This is a genomic window from uncultured Campylobacter sp. (assembly GCF_905373215.1).
Taxonomy (GTDB): Bacteria; Campylobacterota; Campylobacteria; order Campylobacterales; family Campylobacteraceae; genus Campylobacter_B.
Genome location: NZ_CAJPRT010000013.1, coordinates 1 through 17,823 on the forward strand (window position 1 = coordinate 1; position 17,823 = coordinate 17,823).

Genomic DNA, 17,823 nt, shown 5'->3' on the forward strand with positions numbered 1-17,823 from the left:
TAGTCGGATTAGTCGGATTAGTCGGATTAGTCGGATTAGTCGGATTAGTCGGATTTTGGTGCGCCGGGTTCGTCCCGCGAAATTTCATTAAATTCTGCGTAAAATTCTACGCAGAATTCGGCGCAAAATTTGCGTGGGTTTGCATTTGAAATTTCGCTCGCAAAATTCCGCGTAAAAACCGAGCGCAAGATCTTAAACCGAGCCGCCCGCGAGCTTGCGAGCTCACTCGCGGCGAGATTTAAAATTTCATAATGTGCGAGCTCGCCGTAAAATTTAAAATTTCACGCGGCCGCGCACAGTGTCATGTGTCACTATGAGATTCTAAATTTCATGTCGAGCGCACCGTGAAATTAATCCGTCGGTCGCGCAGTAGATCGCCGCACGATCTAAAATTCGCGCTTGCGCCGCGACATGCACTGCCGCGAGTTAAATTACGCGACATCGCAAGCTAAATTTTACGCCCGCGCAATCAGTCATGTTGGCGGAGGTTTGCGGCGCCCAGATTAAATTTTACCAACCACCGTGCAGCGCCTGCAGTGGGCACGGATGTCTGATCCGCTTTGCTTGCAAAGGCGCAGGCGGCTATAGTTGCGCGGTAATAGGATTAAATTTTACGAGCCGATGCGTCGCGGCAATGAAATTTCGCGCCGTGCTGCCCGCTGCGAACTGAATTTGCGCGACGACTATATGCCGCTGCGCGCTCGTAAATTAAATTGCACTCCACGCGCCCGTCGCCTGATTGTCGCGCGGGATTGAAATTTGCGCGCTGCTGCTTGTCATAGATTTAGATCGCTGCGCGCCGCGCCATAGCTGTCGTGAAATTTTAAATTGCATGTCGTACGCACGAGCTAGCCGTGAAATTTAAAATTTCACGCGGCCGCGAAATTTGCTGTGCGTTATGCCGTATCGCGCATCTTCGCGAGCCAAATTATGCGCTGCTGCGGAATTAAAGTCTTGCATGCCCGCTGCTACCGCTCGGGCGCCGTATGCCTGGCGGCTCTGTTTTGCGATCCGTTCGCGCCGTATTTGTTGCGGCAGTTATGTAAGTCGCCGCGCCGCAGTGCGAGATTTCGCGTCGAGCTCTATTTTAGAGCTTTGATTTGCAGCGAGATTTTACGGCGAGCAATGGCGCTAAATTCCATCCTGCGTGAGATTTTGGAATTTTAAAATTCCCTTTCGCGGTATAATTGTATGAAATGCTAAATTTGCAGGATTTTAATAAAGGAATTTTAAAATTTATGCGGCGCGGCTTTGTGGCGCGCCCGCAAGAGAGGAGCGATCATGGACAAGCTGGATAAAGAGGAGCTTGCAGAGGCGTTTATCGCTAGGCTCAAAGCCCTAGCGCGTAGTGGCGGCGCCGATCTGCGCGAGCTTGATCGCGAGTTCTACGGATTTATCGTAAGGCTTGGCGTGCGTTATGACTTTGCCGGCAAGTTTAGCGTCTCGCGGATAAGTGGCGGCGAGCGCGCTCAGCTGCATTTCGCTGACGTCGCGCAGTTCGAAGCTCATGCGCGCGAGTGCCTGCGCGCGGCAAGCACTGATGCAGAGCTAAGCGAGGCTTTTATGCTACGCCTGCGTGCAGACCCCCAAAAAGCCGCTACGAATGCGGATCAGATCATAAAATTTCACGATTTTAAACCCTTTAGCGTTCAGCTGCGTTGCGAGCATTGCGGCGGTGCGGGCAGGAGACGCTGCAAAGCCTGCGAAGGTGCGGGCAAGACGCCGTGCGCTAACTGCGGCGGACGCGGGCGCTTGATCTGCCCCACTTGCAAGGGCGCCGGTGGTTATAGCCGTGCGGCATTAAGCTCTACGGACGCTCATGCGCGCGGTCTTTCTGGAAGCGATTCCGCAGGCTCTGCGTCAAATTCTATGGGCTATCGCTTCATTCCCTGCGCTAGCTGCGGCGGTAGCGGCTCGCGCATTTGTCCCGCTTGCGGCGGCGCAGGCAGATTGCGCTGCGAAAAGTGTGGCGGCGCGGGTGATTTTCGCTGCGAGCACTGCGATGGGCGCGGGTATTTCACTCGCACCGGCAAAGTATCCGTTTATGCCCGCCCGAGCGTCAGCATAGGCGCTAGCTCACAGGTTTTCGGGCGCGAGCTGCTGGATTTTTTATGCAGCAAGGGCGTGGGCTTTGCTGCGCGCAGACTTTTGTTTCGTCTAAGCTCGCTGCGAGCGGTGCAGGGCGGCTGCGAAGCGGTATTTAGCGCGGAGGATGATTTTTTGCGCTTGAGTTTTGCCGTCTGCGGCAAGGCTTACGATGCGGCGTGCTTCGGCGGCGTGACATTCGTAAGACCTAACTTTTTGGACGAAGTTTTTGCGTCGGAGCTTGCGGCGGTACGCGGCGCGCCTGCTAGGCTAGGGCGGGACGATGCGCAAAGCCTTTTTGCGCTATTTCGCGCAAAGCCTGTGCTGGATGCGGCGATGCGCCTAGCTAGTGCTAAGCTGCGCGGCGAGACGCTAAATCTTGAGCAGTTACGCGGCGCGGATGGACATTTTAACTCTGTAAATTTTGCCCGCAGCGCGGCTGATCGCGACGCTTTGAGCCTTGCAAAAGACGCTTCTCGCAAAGAAAATCTCGAGGGCGGCGCGAGCGTAAAATTTGCGGGCACGAAATTCGCGAGCGCTTCGGCAAATTCTATGGGCGCGGAAGATAATCGCTTGGGATCGCGCAGAGAGCAAAGCAGGTTCGCAGGAGGAGTGAGCGGTGGCATAAAATTTGCCGGGGCAGATCTTTCGGAAAGTGGAGAGAATTCTGCCGGCGATTTTGAGGCTAGGCAGCAAAACAGCGAAGCTCGCGCGCAGAATGGATCTAATTTCGCCGGCTCGCAAGAGGGCTTAAGCGGCACTTTTGATCGCGCCGCGGAGGATCTTTGCGAATTACGCGGCGAGCAGGATTACCGAGATTTAAGTGTCTTAAATGCTCAAAATTCCACAAATTCCATAGACTCCGCTGCGATAAATTCTGCAAATTCCAAAAACTTTGCCGCTGCAAAATTTAAAAATTGCGCGAATACGCGAGATCCTGCCGCGTCAAATTCTAAAATTTCGCCCTTTGCACGATTAAAGAAATTATTTTTCCCGCGTTCTTTGCGCGAGGATTGCGCGCAGAGTTTCGCCGCGGCGATTATGCGAGTTTGTGAGGGCTTTATTTCGCAGCAATGCGCTCGTGATTTGGGCGGAGCGATGGCTGGGGCGCTTGGCGTGCTAAGCCCACGCTATGACCGCGTAATGTGGTACGTAGGCGGAGGCGCGCTCATTGCGGCGGCCGCGCTGGCGTGCGAGGGCTGCTTCGAGATGATCTTTGCGGAGCATTATTTTTGGGCACTTGCATGTGGCGTGGCAATCGCTACTGCGGGGTTGTTAGGCGGTGTGGCGCTGTGGCTGGCAAGCGCAGTGCGGTGTGCCGTAAAAGCTCGTAAAATTCCGCGAGAGTATCGCTGCGGCAGAGGCGGCGCGGCGTTTGTTCGCTTTTGCAAAGCTCTGCTCTGCGCCGTTTTGGCTAGTGCAATCTACGGAGGCGCGGCAAATACGGGCTACGTGCTAAAAACCGGCGCAGCAGGGCTACTGCAAGGGTGGATGCCTACATTTTTTGAGGACGAAAATTCCGCTTCCGCGAGTGATGGCGTAAATTCTGCAGACGAAAATTCTACGAGTGCAAGCTCTAGCGGCTCTGAAAGCCCTGCTTCAAATTCCGTTTCCGGGGCGACTAAGGATTCCGCTGCTATGCAAAAGGATAAAATTTTATATATCCAAAAAAGCATCGGAGTGAAGCAAGATGGGATTTTTGGCGCACGCACGCTAAAAAAGGCGAGAGAGGTTTTGGATCAAAATCTAAGCGGCGTCGATGAAATTTACGAAGCGCTAAAAAGCAAAGAGCAGGCGACGACAAATCTACGCCAATGCAATAAATCCGCACCTTAGGCTTAGCGCGCGATCTTAAAAAACGAAAAGGATGAAAATGAAAAATAAAATTTCAATTCTAGCGCTTATCGCGACGTTTGCTGCAAATTTCGCGCTTGCCGAAAATTTTGAAATCACCGCAGACGATATAAGCTGGGCTACAAAATCCTGCGATAAGGGCGATGTGAAGGCGTGCGGGGCGTTGGCGCAGATTTATAATTATGGCTGGGGCGTGCCACAAGATCTGCTAAAGGCTGCGCCGTTATACGTCAAAGCTTGCAAAGGCGGCGATGTGGAGTCGTGCGTAAATTTAGGCATTTTGTATCAAAGCGGAGAGGGGATACCGCGCGATGAGGCGAAGGCGGCGGAGCTGTTTGACAAAGCCTGCGATGACGGGCACGCGATAGGCTGCAGTAACGCAGGCTCTGCGTATATGGGAGGCAGAGGCGTGCGCAAAGACGCTATAAAGGGCGTAGGTTACTATGTGCGCGGTTGCGATATGGATATCGCAGACAGCTGGCTTGCGTGTTTAAATTTAGCACGTCTTTACGAGGGCATAGATAATGTTAAAGCCGTAGAATACTACAAAAAGGCCTGCGAGCTAGGCGGCAAGGATAGATTTATGAGCTCGGTAGCGGAACATGAAAGGGCATGGCAAAGCTCATGCGAAAGCTACGAAAGGCTTAAATAGCCCGCAAATCCATGCTTTGAAGCATACCCTCGCGCTCGTCGTGGCTACGGAGTAAGAACCATAGCAGATTTCGCATAAATAGCGCAAATCTAAACATCAAGTATCCTGTAGGAGCGGAAACATAACGGCGCAAGTTCTTAGCGGGCTCGTATTTTAGGAGGCAAGATAATGACGCTAGCGCTGATCCGCCACGTTACGCCGCTGATCGATCGCGGCGTATGCGACGCCGCAGAAGCGGCACGGCGCGCGATCCTATATGGCGCTACGCAAAGCTTAGCTCTGTATGAAACCTATAAATTTAAAAGCAGCGCCGCATACGAAAAGCTCGCTAGCATAAGCCGAGTATGTTCCTCGCCTCTGCCGCGCGCCGCGCTTACGGCGCAAAAGCTATTCCCGCAGCGGGACATAGAGTACCTAGAGGCTTTACGCGAGTTTAATCTGCGAATATTTCCCGTGCCGCTAATAAAAATGCCGTTTGATTGTTGGCTCGTGCTCTCGCGCCTGCTGTGGCTGTGCGGCATGAACCCTAGCGGTGCGAGCGCGAAAGAGGAACGGTGGCGCGCGCTTGATCTGGTGCCGTCTTTGCTAGAGACGGACACGGCGGTGATCGCGCACGGCTTCGTGCTGCGCGTCATATGCCATAGCGCGCGGCGGGCAGGCTACCGCTTGATATACCGCTTTTGCGAAGGCTGCTTTTGCGTAGAAATTTGGCAGCGCGCCGCGTAGAGATACCGCTCTGCGCGAAATTTTGAAATTTTGCGTTTTGTAAATTTTAAATTTAATGCGCCGTTTGACAGCTGTCGCGAGGCGGCGAAATTTTATCATGCAATGAGCGCTGCTTTTTGAATGCGGATAGCCCGCCGCCGCGAAGTAAAATTTAAACCATACGGCGCGAGCGAGGTCGTTTTCGAGCCCGAGGCGCAAAAGGTGCTGCAGCACATCAAGGCTTTGGGGCTTGAGCGGCTAAACGTCTGCGTTGCTAAGACGCAGTATAGCTTCAGCAACGATGCCAAGGCGCTCGGGCGCGCACGCGGCTTTAAGCTCAGCGTCAAAGACCTTCAGATCCGCACGGGAGCGGGATTCATCGTCGCCGTCTGCGGCAAGATAATGCTTATGCCAGGACTACCAAAAGTCCCTAACGCGATAAATATGAAGATCACTAGCGATGGCGTAATAAGCGGGCTGGCGTGATTTGAAATTTTATTTTTTGCGCCTCCATTTTTTTGTGCGCTCGCCTTGGGGTTTAAGCCTAGCTCGCCGGCCTAGTCGCGTTTTAAGCTTAGCGTTCGTAGGTACTCAGACGAGAGCGGAGTAGAGTTACCGATTTGCAAAATTTAGCTGAATTTGCTCGCTTGCGGGTAAATTTTAAGCGCGGGATTTTGCGGATCGGCTTTTATTTTTAAAAACAGAGGCGAATTTGACGTTAGGTTCGCCTTTTAAAATTTGACGAATTGCCCATAATCTCTCGCCAAAGCGGATAAAATTGCTTGCCTTTTTGGCAAATCGCCACTAATCGTAAATTTGAGATTTTTACGTCAAATTTAGGGGAAAATCGGCGTAATGTATTTTGGCGTTTTTATTGATCAAATTTGCCTAGGCAAGCCAAAAATCCTGCGCGAAACAGAGCTAAATTTTAACCCTCTCCCACGGCTCGATCCCGCCTGCGACCTCCTCAAAAACGCCTGCGATTTCTATATTTTTTATGCTTAAATTTCGCTCGTAAGCCTTGACATCGCGCATTTTTAGCTTCTTTTGTAAAAAGGCGAATTCATACTCGATCTGGCCGCGAGCGGCGCTGATTTTAGCCAAATTTCGCACGTCAAATTCGCCCACCTTCGCGGCGTCAAATTTATACCCGCGAGCACAGCCCTCCTCATAAACTTCCGCCAGATATGCATTTACCGCCTCTAGCGCGTTTTCGTGCGCGTAAAAGCGGTCAAGCTGCGGGTGATTTTTGTAGCCTTTAGTAAGCCCAGCTAGCACGTTTTTAGCTAGCAGCGCCTCGCGCCACAGCGCCACGAGCCCCTTTGCGTCGAGATATTTAAAGCTTATCGTCCAAAGTCTCATTTTCGCCTTTCGTTAAATTTTGTCGTCAAATTTGGCGCGCTTTGCGCCGCAGCCTGAGCGGCGATAAATTCGCGCCTTAAATTTAGCCAGGCTCTACCGAAGCTAAAATTTTATCTCGCCGCACCTTTGAGTTTGTCCGCTCATTGCAGCTTGCCTCTGCATAGCACGGGGATCTTTTCTACGACCTCGCCGCCGCTTACGAGATAGGCGAACTCGTGCAAATTTACGACGGGGCAGATGTGGTTTGGATAAATTTCGAGCCGATCGCCCACGTGCACGGCGTCTCTCAGCGCTCTGTCGTAGATGATCGCATGCTCGTCGTAAACGCCATTTATCCACACCTCCGTGCCCTTTATGCGCCCGAGCCCGGGCGTTGCCGTAAAGCCCTCGGTGCGCCTTTGCTGCGTGAGCCCCTTGGCACCGACGTCAGTGATGATGCGATCCGCCGTAGGTCTGCTGATGACGGTCGTAAAGATACTCGCCGCATTCATCGAATAATCGCCGTACGCCTGCGCTTGCGAGGCGTCCATAAAGATATATGTGCCCGGGCGGATCTCGGTGACGCCTTTTAAAATTTCAAAATCGTTTATGAGCGAGGGCGTCGAGCCGATACTAACGACGCGTGCGGGCAGAGCCAGCTCGCGCGCGATATCCGCAAACTCCAGCGTGCGGCGCTGAGCGGCTAGATGGATGCGCTCGCACTCGCTTTTATCGGCGGCCTTGTAGGAGTGGCCGTCGTGGGAGAACACGCCGCGAAATTCGATATTTTTGCAGCCTTTTAGAAATTTTATAAACGCCGCGAAATCCTGCTTTTCCACGAAGCCCGAGCGGTTTTCGCCCACTTCGATCTCGGCAAGCACGCAGGCCTTCGTGCCGCTGCGCTCAAAGGCACGCTCTATCAGGCGCGCCTGCTCTATGCTATCTGCGCCGAAGCTTAAGTTTATCCCCGCGCGCAAAAGCGCGATGATGCGCTGAAATTTCAGCTCGCCCACGATCTCGTTTGCGATAAATATATCTTTCAGTCCGTTTGCCGCCATGATCTCGGCCTCGCCCGTTTTGGCGACCGTGATGCCCGCAGCGCCGAGGCTTTTTTGCAGCTTCGCGAAATAGGGCATTTTGTGCGTTTTGGTGTGCGGGCGCAGGCGCACGCCCGCGGCGTCCGCGTAGCTTTGCATCTTTTTCAGGTTGCGAAGCACGATCTCTTGCTCAATCAGCAGCGCTGGCGTGTCGATGTCGGATACACTCATAAGCTTCCTCCTAGTTAAATTTACGAAATTTTAATTCAGCCGCGCTTATTGGCTGCGCCCGTTTTGCGGCGGCGAAATTTTAAAATTTAGCGCCGCTTGCAAAGGGCGAAATTTACCTGTCGCTCGCGAAAAGCGAATTTACTCGCCGTAAATCGGTGCCCTTCGCGAAACGTCTGAATTTAGCGAGTAAATTTGCGTTTCCTTGCTGCACAAAGCAGCGCAGGCAAAAGCAATACCGCGCGCCGCATGAAAAAATCAAAATAAAATTCTAAAATGCGCTGAGTGAAAATCAATATGCGCGCCATATTGCTAGGCTCACTGAGTTTTCGGCTCCGCTTCACGCCGTTTTATTCCTCGCGCGCCTGTTTTTCTTGCGGCACATATTCGCGTTAAATTTTTCAGCGAGCGACCCGGCGCACTATCTGTTTCCGCGCCGCCGCTCGTATTTTTTTGATAAATCTCGTTTGCGCCGCCGCCCGTGTTTTTTACTAAAGCTCGTTTTGCGTCGCATGCTGCACATCGCCGCCTATTTTTGTGCCGCTCGCTTCGTAGCAGCGCTTCATTTCTAGCGCGCCTCGCCTCGAGATTTGCTATTTTTTATCCTGAAGCACCTTGTCGCGCCATTTTGAGTTTGCTTTATTGTCGGTCGCTACGTCCTTGGATATCTCGGCTGCCGCTTCGAAATTTTTACTCACGCCCTCTTTGGAATTCTCGTATTTTAGGGCGTTTTCGCTTTTGATGCCGATGCTTTGCGCTTCGCTTGCGGCGTCGATATTAGCGCCTAAAAAGATAAACTCCCAGTCGTATTTTTCCTGCTTGTCGCTAATCATCTTTTTGATCTGCGCTTTGGAGTATTCGCGGCTCGAGTTCTCCTGTCCGTCGGTGATGATGACGAAAAGCACGCGATTGTTTTTGGCATAGATGTCAGGTACTCGCTCGATACGCGCTATCGTGCTGCCGACGGCGTCAAGTAGCGCGGTGTTGCCGCCGGCGTAGTACTCCTTGGACGTTAGGTTTTCGACCTTCTTAAGCGGCGTGCGGTCGTGGATGACATTAAATTTCGTATCGAAAAGCACGGTCGTGACGCTGGCGTCGATGCCCTCTTTGCGCTCCTTTTCTATCATCGAGTTAAATCCGCCGATCGTATCGCTCTCAAGCCCGCTCATCGAGCCTGATTTATCTAAGATCAGCACCAATTCCAGGTGATTTACGCCGTCTTTATGATCGGGCGGCGTCTCTAGCTCTACGCTTTTGGCAAACATTATGCCCGCAAGCGTGGCAACAAGAAGGATGATTTTTTTCATAGGGGCTCCTTTGTTAAAATTTCATTATTTTACTATTGTATCGCTTAAGCAATGAAATTTTATCGCTAAAGCTTCGCCGCACGCCCATGCTACGTAAATTTTAATACGAAATTTTGTCGTGGAATTTTAACGTATCCTTGCAAGAGGCGCCGCAAAATTTCGCGCGACATAGAATTCTGTGAGGCGCGGAATTTTATACGGCACGGGATTTCGCGTGCAAATTTTATGCGGCACGGAATTTTATGGCGCAAAATTCCACGTGGCATGGAAGTTATGGAATTTGCGCCGCCGCAAAATCAAGCGCCTGCGGATCTGCTCCGTTTTGCGCTAAGGTAGCTTCCGATCTCGCTTATCAAAACGCCTGCGAGGATGAGCGCCGCGCCTAAAATTTGCATCGCGCTTAGCCTCTCGCCGCCCACAAATACCCCCATAATGCCCGCCGTCACGGGCTCGAGCGTGAAAAACAGAGCTGTTTTTACGGGCGTAGTGTATTTTTGCATCAAAGCCTGCGCAAAAAAGCCAAAAACCGTTCCCAGCAGGCAGATCACCGCCATCGCGACGAAAAAGCTTCTATCCATCACTGGCACGATGCTGACTCTTTCAAAAAAGATCGCCGCGAAGCAGCAAAGCGCGCTTAGGCAGAGGATCTGTACGTAGGCGATGCCCGCTACGTCGCAGCTTTGAACGAAGCGGTTGGTCAGCACGATGTGAAACGAATACGCGCAGGCGCAGACTAGCGCCAGCGCTTCGCCCTTGCCCAGGCCTAGCTGCGTGTCGCCGATGAGATAGAGCCCAGCGATCGCAAGCGCGATGCCCGCGTAGGCGTAGGAGTAAATTTTATGTCTAAACAGCGCCGCGGCGATGAAGGGTACGAGCGCGACGTTTAGGCCGATGATGAACGCCACGGAGGAGCTTTGCGCAAATTTAAAGGCGAAGGTCTGCGACGTAAAACCCGCGAATAAAAACAGGCTAAGCACCGCGCCGTGCTTGATCTCGCGCGAAGTTATGGCTTTGAGCTTCGGGAAAAATATCGCGCCTGCGATGATGCTCGCGGCAAAAAAGCGCCAAAATAGCAGCACGAAGACGTTGTTGCTCGCAAGCGCCTGCGAGGTGGGCAGATACCCGAGCCCAAAAGCGATCGCCACGAAGAGCATTCCGATGTCGGCTCTGAATTCCAAACTTTTATTCATCTGCGTCCTTTTTGAAAATTTAAAGTGGTAATTTTACGAAATTTTAGGTAAAAAATAGGCTAAATTTTGACGATTTTGACGGATCGGTTTGGAATTTTGGTTTTTAAGATCGCGAGTTAAATTTTAAGCGCCCGGCCCGTCTTTTTAGGGCTTGCGTTGGGCTTGTTCGCGCACTTGTTGCCGCCGCTTCACTACGCGTACATTTTACAGCTACTACTCGCGTGATCATTATGCTGCTTTGCTACGGCTTGTCATAAATTTTCATAGCTATTGCTCGCGCGTGGATAAATTTAAAATTTAATCGCCCGCGCCCTCTTTGTCGTTTTTTAGAATTTCTATGTTTGCGCGCTCATTCGCGCCTTTTAAGCTTATAGTTTTTTTGAGCGCGGATTTGAGGGGAGCTTTCGCCTCTTTTGATTTCATCATCTTATAGCGCCTCTTTCTTATCTCTGCTTCGATAAATTTTATATCTTGCTGTGCGTATGGAAATGAGAGCGTAAAATTTTTGCCGCTTTGCCCGTCTTTTATTTTTAAAATCGGCATCTCGCCCTTCATCCCTTTTTCCATAAGGGCATTTTCTATATCGATCTTTGTGCTAAATTTAAACGGCAAACATTCCCATTCTCTCCTTATACTTCGGCTGTCTATGATGACCCCTTTTTCGGTTAATAGCCATAGCGATATAAGTATCAAAACAATGCCCATCGCGATCGCGAGTGCGGTCTCGTCGCCACTTCTGTGCAAGAAGCCGTCTATACATAAAGGGTCGCTTGCGTCAAAGCATGTAACTTTACCTTTACCTTTTATCCTTTTTATCCAGGGCTCGTCAAACGCCACTATCGACCCCCAAGATAAAATAAATATGACGAGCGTAAATTTGGCTACAGGGCTAGGCGGTATGAGCCAGGCGCCATTTTGCACGGTTTTATAAGAAGCGCTGCTTTTAAACAGAAAGTTTTTTAAACCGCAAAGTACAAATAGCACTACATTTGCAAAAAGTACAAAATACAAAAGTCTCATGCGGCTCCTTTCACTTCGGATATTTTACGACGATATATTTAAATTTAGGCGTTTCGCTCGACTGCTTCGGCTTTTGAAATTTCAGCTAGCTTTTCTAATATAAAATTTTGCAAAAAATCTATATCCCTTCGTGCATATAAAAATCCCGCCCCAAATTTAACGCCGCTAATTTTGCCGCGTATGCTGATTATTTTTACGCCTCTTATAAACCCTACGGCGTAGCTCATCTCGTCAAAGTTTATCCTTTCCGTATGTTTAAACGGCAAAACCTCCCATTCTTTGCAGATGCCGCTTTTATCTATTCTAATTCCTTTTTGAATTAGCACGATAAAGGAAAAAATTATGGCGCAGACAGATATGATTTTGCCAAGTATTAGTCTTGGCTCGCTTATTTGCAGATACCCATCCACGCATCTGGGATCGCCTTCTTCGAAGCATCTTAAATTTATGCCCGCCGCTTTGTACTCTTGCGAGCAAACTTTATCGTGAGTGTAAAAGCAGGGTACCGGATTACCGTTGTGTTTTGCTACATTCGAGCTGGATAGAGTGACTACACCGAAGCTTAGGCATATTATAAACATAGGTATTTTTAAAAGCGGATCGGTTGGGATAAATAATGTCCCGCGATACACGGTTTTATAGGATCTATCTGTCTGAAACAATGAAACAAGAAGGCAAAAGCCTATCGTAACATAAAGGATTATCGTAGCAAACTCGGTTATACTTTGCGACATAATAATGACCTTGTTTTTTGGATTACGCAAGCTCGCGTCTTTGGCAATTTTAGCGCAAAATTTCTAAATTTACGAGATTTTGAGCACGCTTTTTATAAATTTGAGATTAGAATTTTACTTTACTAGAGTGATCTTGTCGCACGAAAGGCGGATTAAATTTTTGGCTTCGATATTCTGAAATATGCAGTTTATGACATTGCGCGAGGTACCTAGGCGCTCTTGCGATGCCATAAAACGCCTTAAATTTTTGCGGCCTAAATCTTAATGATAATTATCTAAATATTTAAAATCGCACAATATAATTGCGAACCTCAATCAAATAAAGATTAAATTTATCTCGCAAGGATCTACAATGAGCTCGCTTTTGAAGCGTAATAAAATTTTGTTTAACGTCCATCTTATTTTGTCGATCGTTTTTTCTATCCCGCTGCTTATCATAGGCGTTACGGGCGCGATTTTGTCGTATCAGCACGAGCTTGAGGCGCTAATAAACGCGGGCTCTAAAAAGGTCGAAAAAACGGGCGAAATGCAAAGCGTGGAAAAAATTCTGCAAAGCTTTAGCGAGCAAACGGGCATTAAACAGCCCGTAAGGCTCGTCGTGCCCAAAAGCGATGACGAAGCCTTCGTCATTTACGCAAACAGAAATGATGCGTATCTGGTCGATCCGTACACCGCGCAGATCATCGGCAAGGATCGCGGCACGGGCTTTGTGCTAACGGTGATGGCGCTGCATCGAAATTTAGGCCTAGCGCTAAGCGGCAATAAAACCGCGGCCGAGATCGGCAAACAGATCGTAGGCATGAGCGCCACAGCGATGATACTGCTCGTAATAAGCGGCGTATGGCTGCATTTCCCAAGGCTAAAGCGTAAATTTATCGAGGCGATAAAGCCGAATTTTAAACTCAAAAAATACGCTCTTTTTTATAACCTACACACGAGCCTAGGTTCGCTAAGTGCGGTGATTTACCTACTTATCTGCCTAACCGGGCTTAATTGGTCGTACGGCTGGTATAACGATGCGGTGATGAAGCTTTTCGTTAGCTCTCAAAATTTACCGCAAGCTAGCGCACCTAAAGCCGCCGCTTCTAAAGATCACGCCGCCGCACCTGCTAAAGAGGAGGGCAAAAAGCCCGCTACGTATAAATTTAGCGACGCGCAGAGGGCTTATGAGATATTCAGATCAAGCGGCATAGAGTATAAAGAATTTACCCTAATGCTCGCAGCCGGAGATAAGATCGGCGTCAGATACTACGAGCCCGATGCACCCGCTACCGCCCGCCCAATAGGCGCGAGCGTGAAGCTAAAGGAGGGCAAAGTCGCACAGCAGAAGCAGACGGAGGGTATCACCGTGGGCGAGTTTAAAGACGCGAACTATCAGCTGCATACGGGCTATTTTTTTGGGCTCGCGGGTAAAATTTTATGGTCGCTCGTTTCGCTTTGTATGGCGCTTTTTATCTTTAGTGGCTTTTATATGACGGTAAAAAGGGCGTTTAAGTCAGAAAAGCTCGGCTAAATTTTACTTTGGCGATAGAGGTGCGACGAGCGGCGCAAGAGAGCCGAATACCTACAAAGCATTGAGATGAAATTTGCCGAAGCGGATCAAGAAAAGCTCTGATTTAACGATATTTGAGACATTCTAAAATTATCGCGGATTAAGTCTATGTGAGGTATATTGCGGAAAATTTTAGGAGCGAAATTTGAAAATGAGATATTATTTGTGCTTAGCCTTCATCATAATAATATGTGCTTCCGGCATAATATTTTATTTGGTCGAAAAAGAAGAAACCGATCCATATGAATGGATATGTAATATGGATGGCAATCTTACGGATATACAGCTTAAAGATAGGGCGTTAAAGTGTATGCTTAAAGATTGGCACTTTTTTTATAACTTTAATAAAAGAGAATATGATAGACGAATTAAAGCAGTTAAAAAGGAATATGGCGATACGGCCAACGAAATCGGCGGCGGCGTAGAGATCCGTTATTCAGAATGCCATAGCGATAAACGCCCCGATGATAAATGCGAATTTTACAAGATAGATAAAAGGCTAAATTTAGATTATCTTATGGATTTGGGCTCAAAAATTTGCAGAAACGGCAAAGCGATACAAGATGCCGAAACCCATATAGATAAAGAAATTTTTAATGCCGAAGTTGTATATCCTTGGGAAGATAAGGAAAGTTTGGTTTTGGAAGATGGTTCTTTAAAGTACGGAATATTTTTTAATTATATCGATGAAGATGACTATAGAGATAGGGAATCCGGGGAAATTATATTAACAGAAAAAATTTTCAATAATTCATTAGAAATTGATAAGAGTTTTGGTTTTGACCATACGGATATTGTATTTGTTATACCAATAAATTCGATATTTTTGAGTCTTTATGCATATATTGAGCCGAGTAATCCAAATTATGATATTTTTTGCCATAGGTATGAACAATATAAAAATAGAATAAAAATTGATGAAGCGAGTTATAAAATAGATGATTTTGAGACGCCTATAAAATATCTACCGCTCCATGTTAATTATGGCTTTCTATTTATAGTAATAGATAAAAATATGAAATTTAGCAAAAGTCTAGAATACGACTTATTGTATGAATATTACTACGATGAAAAAGAGAAAACAATAAAACAAATATCGAATAATGAGCGATAAATGGAGGATATAATTAAATTTTACCTTCGCGGCAAGAGGTGCGACGAGCGGCGCAAGAGAGCCGAATACCTACAAAGCATTGAGATGAAATTTGCCGAAGCGGATCAAGAAAAGCTCTGATTTAACGATATTTGAGACATTCTAAAATTATCGCGGATTAAGTCTATGTGAGGTATATTGCGGAAAATTTTAGGAGCGAAATTTGAAAATGAGATATTATCTGTGCTTGGCTTTCATCATAATAATATGCGCTTTGTGCGCGATACTTTCGATTATCGCGGAGTATAAATACCCAAATTCAGCCGAAAAAATTGAAACCGATCCATATGAATGGATATGTAATCTGGATGGCAATCTTACGGATATACAGCTTAAGGATAGGGCACTAAAGTGCATGCTTAAAAAGACCTATAAATCTATAAATATTTCAGCGGAGGAATTCCGTGATATGGAAAGAAAAATAAAGAAACAATACGGTAAAGTAGAGGATGAATTTTATAATTTTTATAGCGGGTTGGCGGAAAGATGCGGTGGAAATAATCGTCCAGATAAAGCTTGCGAATTTTTCATTGTAGATGACAATATAAATTTAGAATATTTTATGGGTTTGGGAGACAGGGCTTGCAACGGCAAACAAGCCGTAGCAAATTTCAAAGATTTTGTAAATATGTCCATGCTCAAAGGCGAAGTTGTTTACCCCTGGGAAAATAATAATAGTTTAATCTTGTCGGATGGAAATTTAAAATACAAATTATATTTTAGCGGATTAGAAAATGATAAACATGTATTTGATATGTTATTTACGGAAAAAATATTTTTAAATGAAATTAATCCTAAAATATACGATCACAAATATCCTAATGATAAAATTTTTTCTATTCCAACCGACATGCTATTTTTTGATATGTATGTAAGCCTAATAGATAAAAAATACGATAACTTTTGTAATTTATATAACTTTAAAAAGAAAGATATAAAACCGTATAAAGCGTTTTTTGAGTTAGAAGGTAGAAAATATAGTCGGTATGCTTTTTATCTAGGTATTTTTGATGAAAATTATACATATAAATGCGATATAAAAGATAATTTGCTGGGTGTGGAGCAAGGATATTATTACGATGAAAAAACCAAAGAGATAAAACGAGAGCAATAAAATAGAATTTATAAAATTTGCCCGTCGTGCACGCTTAAAATTTCTTATTTAGCGCTATTTGCTCCTTGCGCCGCGAGTGATCATCAAGGACTGCTCATAGAAAATTAGCAGCGTTATTGAAACGCCCGTGCCGAGCGCCAGTGAGATCGAGATCGTGGCGAGGGCATTATCGAAAAACGAGATGAGGTGGGCGAGTTTATGCTCTGCGCCCGCGGCTCTGATATAAGAAAACAGCGCCAAAACCGCCTTGTAGGCGTAGATGCCGGGGATCATCGGAAGCAGCGCAGGAAAGGCGATGATCTCTGCGGGTACCTTGAGGCGCTTGGCGCAGAGCATCCCTAAAACGCCGATCAGAAACGACGCAAAAAGCGTCGCGGCGGCGATCGAAAAAATTTGACTTTGGATCAGCAGAAACCTGCACGAATGCGCTACCGCCGCAAGCAGCGCCGAGAAAATAAGCGTCTTTTTAGGCGGCATGCACGCATACGCAAAACCAAGCCCCGCCGCAGCGGCAAAGCAAGCATCCTTAAATACCAAAAGCGCTATATCAAACATTTACAAGCCCCAAATTTGAGATGCTAAGCGTCAGAAAGAGCCCGATCGCGATGCAGATGATCAAAAGCCCCGTGTTTAGTCCTCTGCTGATGCCTACGAGCATATTTTCGTTTAGGATGTCAAATACAGAGTTTATCAGCCAGACGCCGGGGATCAAAAATAGTATACTCGATCCCACGGCGACGTCGGGCGTGGCGCTAAGCCCGTAGCGAGCGCCTAGCGAGACGATGAAGGAGACTGCGAACGAAACCGCGATGTATTGGATTTTTAGGCTGATTTTAAGCTTGCTAAGCAGATAACGAGCGCAAATTCCAAAAGCCGTAGCCGCAAAAACGAGCGCCATCGCGCCGCCATCGCCGCCGAAAAGCTCGCAGAACGCGGCGTTTGCGACGCTGAGCAGAACGAGGGTTTTGGCGAAGCTTTTCTTCTGCGAGGCCAAAATTTCTGCAAATGCGGCTCTGGCGCGCGCAAGGGGGATTTTTTCGTCGTAAATTTCCCAGCTAAGCGCGCTTAGCTCCGAGATCAGATCAAAGCTGATCCGCGCCGCAGCGCCCGTTTTAACGTAGGTGCGGCGGATGGAGTTGTCCGCAGGATCCATCACGCTGATGATGAAGTGGCGCACAAAGATCATCAGGCTCGCCTCATAGTCGTAAGCGTCCGCTATCCTGCGCACGCAGCGCTCGATGCGCGCGGTGTAAGTGCCGATACTAAGCATCTTGGCGGTGTATTCGCTAAGAAAATTGGTAAGCTCTTGGATCTGCGGCCTCGCCGCCTCTGCTTCTTTTGCTGCCGCCATTTCTGTTGTCATTATTTCCTCCGCTACCCTTGTAATCTCAATATCGTTTTGCGCTGTTTTCGTCGTTTTTACTTCTACGACGCTCGTTGTAGCTTCCTGTTTTTGCGGCGCCCGCCATCGTTTTTGATGTCGCTACGGTGTCCGCCGTCGCGGAATTTTTATTTTTAAAATTTAATGCAGTGGCAGCGTCCGTGGAGGAATTCTCGCTATCTAAATTTGACGCGGCGACATCGCTTGTAGCGGTAAAATTTTGATTGTTTAAATTTGACGTCGTTTCGGAATTTGAGTTATCTAAATTTAGTGCCGAGGCGGAATTTTGCTCGCTTAAATTTAACGCCGCCGCAGAGCTTTCATCGCTCAAATTTGAAGTGGCGCAATTCTGCTCTTTTAAAGAATTTTGCTCATCTAAATTTAAATCGCAGCCTGAATTCTGTCCGCTTAAATTTAAACTTTCGGCGTCCTCGCAAGATCCGCTAAATTTAGAATTTTCCCTGCTCACG

General features: G+C 47.8%; 15 protein-coding genes and 1 pseudogene. 7 read left to right on the forward strand and 9 right to left on the reverse strand.

The features are described 5' to 3' along the window. The first annotated feature begins 1,281 nt into the window (after positions 1 to 1,281). The 4 genes and pseudogenes from QZ176_RS07080 to QZ176_RS07095 form a co-directional block, all read left to right on the forward strand. Positions 1,282 to 3,921 (forward strand): hypothetical protein, encoded by a 2,640-nt coding sequence (locus tag QZ176_RS07080; RefSeq protein WP_295152337.1) that lies wholly within the window; start codon positions 1,282 to 1,284, stop codon positions 3,919 to 3,921. A 37-nt stretch (positions 3,922 to 3,958) separates the two neighbouring features. Beyond that, positions 3,959 to 4,591: a tetratricopeptide repeat protein gene (locus QZ176_RS07085; protein WP_295152339.1), complete on the forward strand. Its 633-nt coding sequence runs from the start codon at positions 3,959 to 3,961 to the stop codon at positions 4,589 to 4,591. 168 nt (positions 4,592 to 4,759) lie between these two features. Then, complete coding sequence (locus tag QZ176_RS07090; RefSeq protein ID WP_295152341.1) at positions 4,760 to 5,317, forward strand: histidine phosphatase family protein; 558 nt, start codon at positions 4,760 to 4,762, stop codon at positions 5,315 to 5,317. A gap of 153 nt (positions 5,318 to 5,470) precedes the next feature. Then, positions 5,471 to 5,782, forward strand: a pseudogene (locus QZ176_RS07095) (formate--tetrahydrofolate ligase); the annotation flags it as partial. Positions 5,783 to 6,217: 435 nt separating this feature from the next. Here the strand turns inward: QZ176_RS07095 and QZ176_RS07100 are convergent. The 6 genes from QZ176_RS07100 to QZ176_RS07125 form a co-directional block, all read right to left on the reverse strand. Then, entirely contained in the window at positions 6,218 to 6,658 is a 441-nt protein-coding gene (locus QZ176_RS07100; protein ID WP_295152343.1) for a pyrimidine dimer DNA glycosylase/endonuclease V, read from the reverse strand. Positions 6,659 to 6,798: 140 nt separating this feature from the next. Continuing rightward, positions 6,799 to 7,905, reverse strand: coding sequence for an alanine racemase (locus tag QZ176_RS07105; protein ID WP_295152345.1), 1,107 nt, complete (start codon positions 7,903 to 7,905; stop codon positions 6,799 to 6,801). A 590-nt stretch (positions 7,906 to 8,495) separates the two neighbouring features. After that, a complete protein-coding gene (locus tag QZ176_RS07110) occupies positions 8,496 to 9,209 on the reverse strand; it encodes a vWA domain-containing protein (protein WP_295152347.1) in 714 nt (237 codons plus the stop codon). Positions 9,210 to 9,505: 296 nt separating this feature from the next. Further along, positions 9,506 to 10,399, reverse strand: a complete 894-nt coding sequence (locus QZ176_RS07115; RefSeq protein ID WP_295152349.1) for a DMT family transporter — start codon at positions 10,397 to 10,399, stop codon at positions 9,506 to 9,508. Between the two features lie 297 nt (positions 10,400 to 10,696). Next, a complete protein-coding gene (locus tag QZ176_RS07120; RefSeq protein WP_295152351.1) occupies positions 10,697 to 11,419 on the reverse strand; it encodes a hypothetical protein in 723 nt (240 codons plus the stop codon). 44 nt (positions 11,420 to 11,463) lie between these two features. Beyond that, entirely contained in the window at positions 11,464 to 12,153 is a 690-nt protein-coding gene (locus tag QZ176_RS07125) for a hypothetical protein (protein WP_295152353.1), read from the reverse strand. A 352-nt stretch (positions 12,154 to 12,505) separates the two neighbouring features. Here QZ176_RS07125 and QZ176_RS07130 point away from each other — a divergent pair, with 352 nt between their 5' ends. The 3 genes from QZ176_RS07130 (at position 12,506) to QZ176_RS07140 (ending at position 15,972) form a co-directional block, all read left to right on the forward strand. Next, on the forward strand, positions 12,506 to 13,666 hold the full coding sequence (locus tag QZ176_RS07130) for a PepSY-associated TM helix domain-containing protein (protein ID WP_295152355.1): 1,161 nt from the start codon (positions 12,506 to 12,508) through the stop codon (positions 13,664 to 13,666). 184 nt (positions 13,667 to 13,850) lie between these two features. Beyond that, a complete protein-coding gene (locus tag QZ176_RS07135; RefSeq protein ID WP_295152357.1) occupies positions 13,851 to 14,819 on the forward strand; it encodes a hypothetical protein in 969 nt (322 codons plus the stop codon). A gap of 202 nt (positions 14,820 to 15,021) precedes the next feature. Beyond that, a complete protein-coding gene (locus QZ176_RS07140; RefSeq protein WP_295152359.1) occupies positions 15,022 to 15,972 on the forward strand; it encodes a hypothetical protein in 951 nt (316 codons plus the stop codon). A gap of 54 nt (positions 15,973 to 16,026) precedes the next feature. Here QZ176_RS07140 and QZ176_RS07145 read toward each other — a convergent pair whose 3' ends face one another. The 3 genes from QZ176_RS07145 to QZ176_RS07155 are packed head-to-tail and all read right to left on the reverse strand — an operon-like array spanning position 16,027 to position 17,822. Continuing rightward, complete coding sequence (locus QZ176_RS07145) at positions 16,027 to 16,518, reverse strand: threonine/serine exporter family protein (protein WP_295152418.1); 492 nt, start codon at positions 16,516 to 16,518, stop codon at positions 16,027 to 16,029. Between the two features lies 1 nt (position 16,519). Continuing rightward, the gene (locus tag QZ176_RS07150; protein WP_295152361.1) at positions 16,520 to 17,335 is read right to left on the reverse strand and encodes a threonine/serine exporter family protein; all 816 of its coding nucleotides are present in this window, start codon (positions 17,333 to 17,335) and stop codon (positions 16,520 to 16,522) included. A 25-nt stretch (positions 17,336 to 17,360) separates the two neighbouring features. Next, a complete protein-coding gene (locus QZ176_RS07155; RefSeq protein ID WP_295152363.1) occupies positions 17,361 to 17,822 on the reverse strand; it encodes a hypothetical protein in 462 nt (153 codons plus the stop codon). Between the last annotated feature and the right edge of the window lies 1 nt (position 17,823).

What these genes read in the sequence shown, in the direction of transcription:
- QZ176_RS07080 (WP_295152337.1), top strand. Translation starts at nt 1,282, where the DNA reads ATGGACAAGCTGGATAAAGAGGAGCTTGCAGAGGCGTTTATCGCTAGG.
- QZ176_RS07085 (WP_295152339.1), top strand. Translation starts at nt 3,959, where the DNA reads ATGAAAAATAAAATTTCAATTCTAGCGCTTATCGCGACGTTTGCTGCA.
- QZ176_RS07090 (WP_295152341.1), top strand. Translation starts at nt 4,760, where the DNA reads ATGACGCTAGCGCTGATCCGCCACGTTACGCCGCTGATCGATCGCGGC.
- QZ176_RS07100 (WP_295152343.1), bottom strand. Translation starts at nt 6,658, where the DNA reads ATGAGACTTTGGACGATAAGCTTTAAATATCTCGACGCAAAGGGGCTC.
- QZ176_RS07105 (WP_295152345.1), bottom strand. Translation starts at nt 7,905, where the DNA reads ATGAGTGTATCCGACATCGACACGCCAGCGCTGCTGATTGAGCAAGAG.
- QZ176_RS07110 (WP_295152347.1), bottom strand. Translation starts at nt 9,209, where the DNA reads ATGAAAAAAATCATCCTTCTTGTTGCCACGCTTGCGGGCATAATGTTT.
- QZ176_RS07115 (WP_295152349.1), bottom strand. Translation starts at nt 10,399, where the DNA reads ATGAATAAAAGTTTGGAATTCAGAGCCGACATCGGAATGCTCTTCGTG.
- QZ176_RS07120 (WP_295152351.1), bottom strand. Translation starts at nt 11,419, where the DNA reads ATGAGACTTTTGTATTTTGTACTTTTTGCAAATGTAGTGCTATTTGTA.
- QZ176_RS07125 (WP_295152353.1), bottom strand. Translation starts at nt 12,153, where the DNA reads ATGTCGCAAAGTATAACCGAGTTTGCTACGATAATCCTTTATGTTACG.
- QZ176_RS07130 (WP_295152355.1), top strand. Translation starts at nt 12,506, where the DNA reads ATGAGCTCGCTTTTGAAGCGTAATAAAATTTTGTTTAACGTCCATCTT.
- QZ176_RS07150 (WP_295152361.1), bottom strand. Translation starts at nt 17,335, where the DNA reads ATGACAACAGAAATGGCGGCAGCAAAAGAAGCAGAGGCGGCGAGGCCG.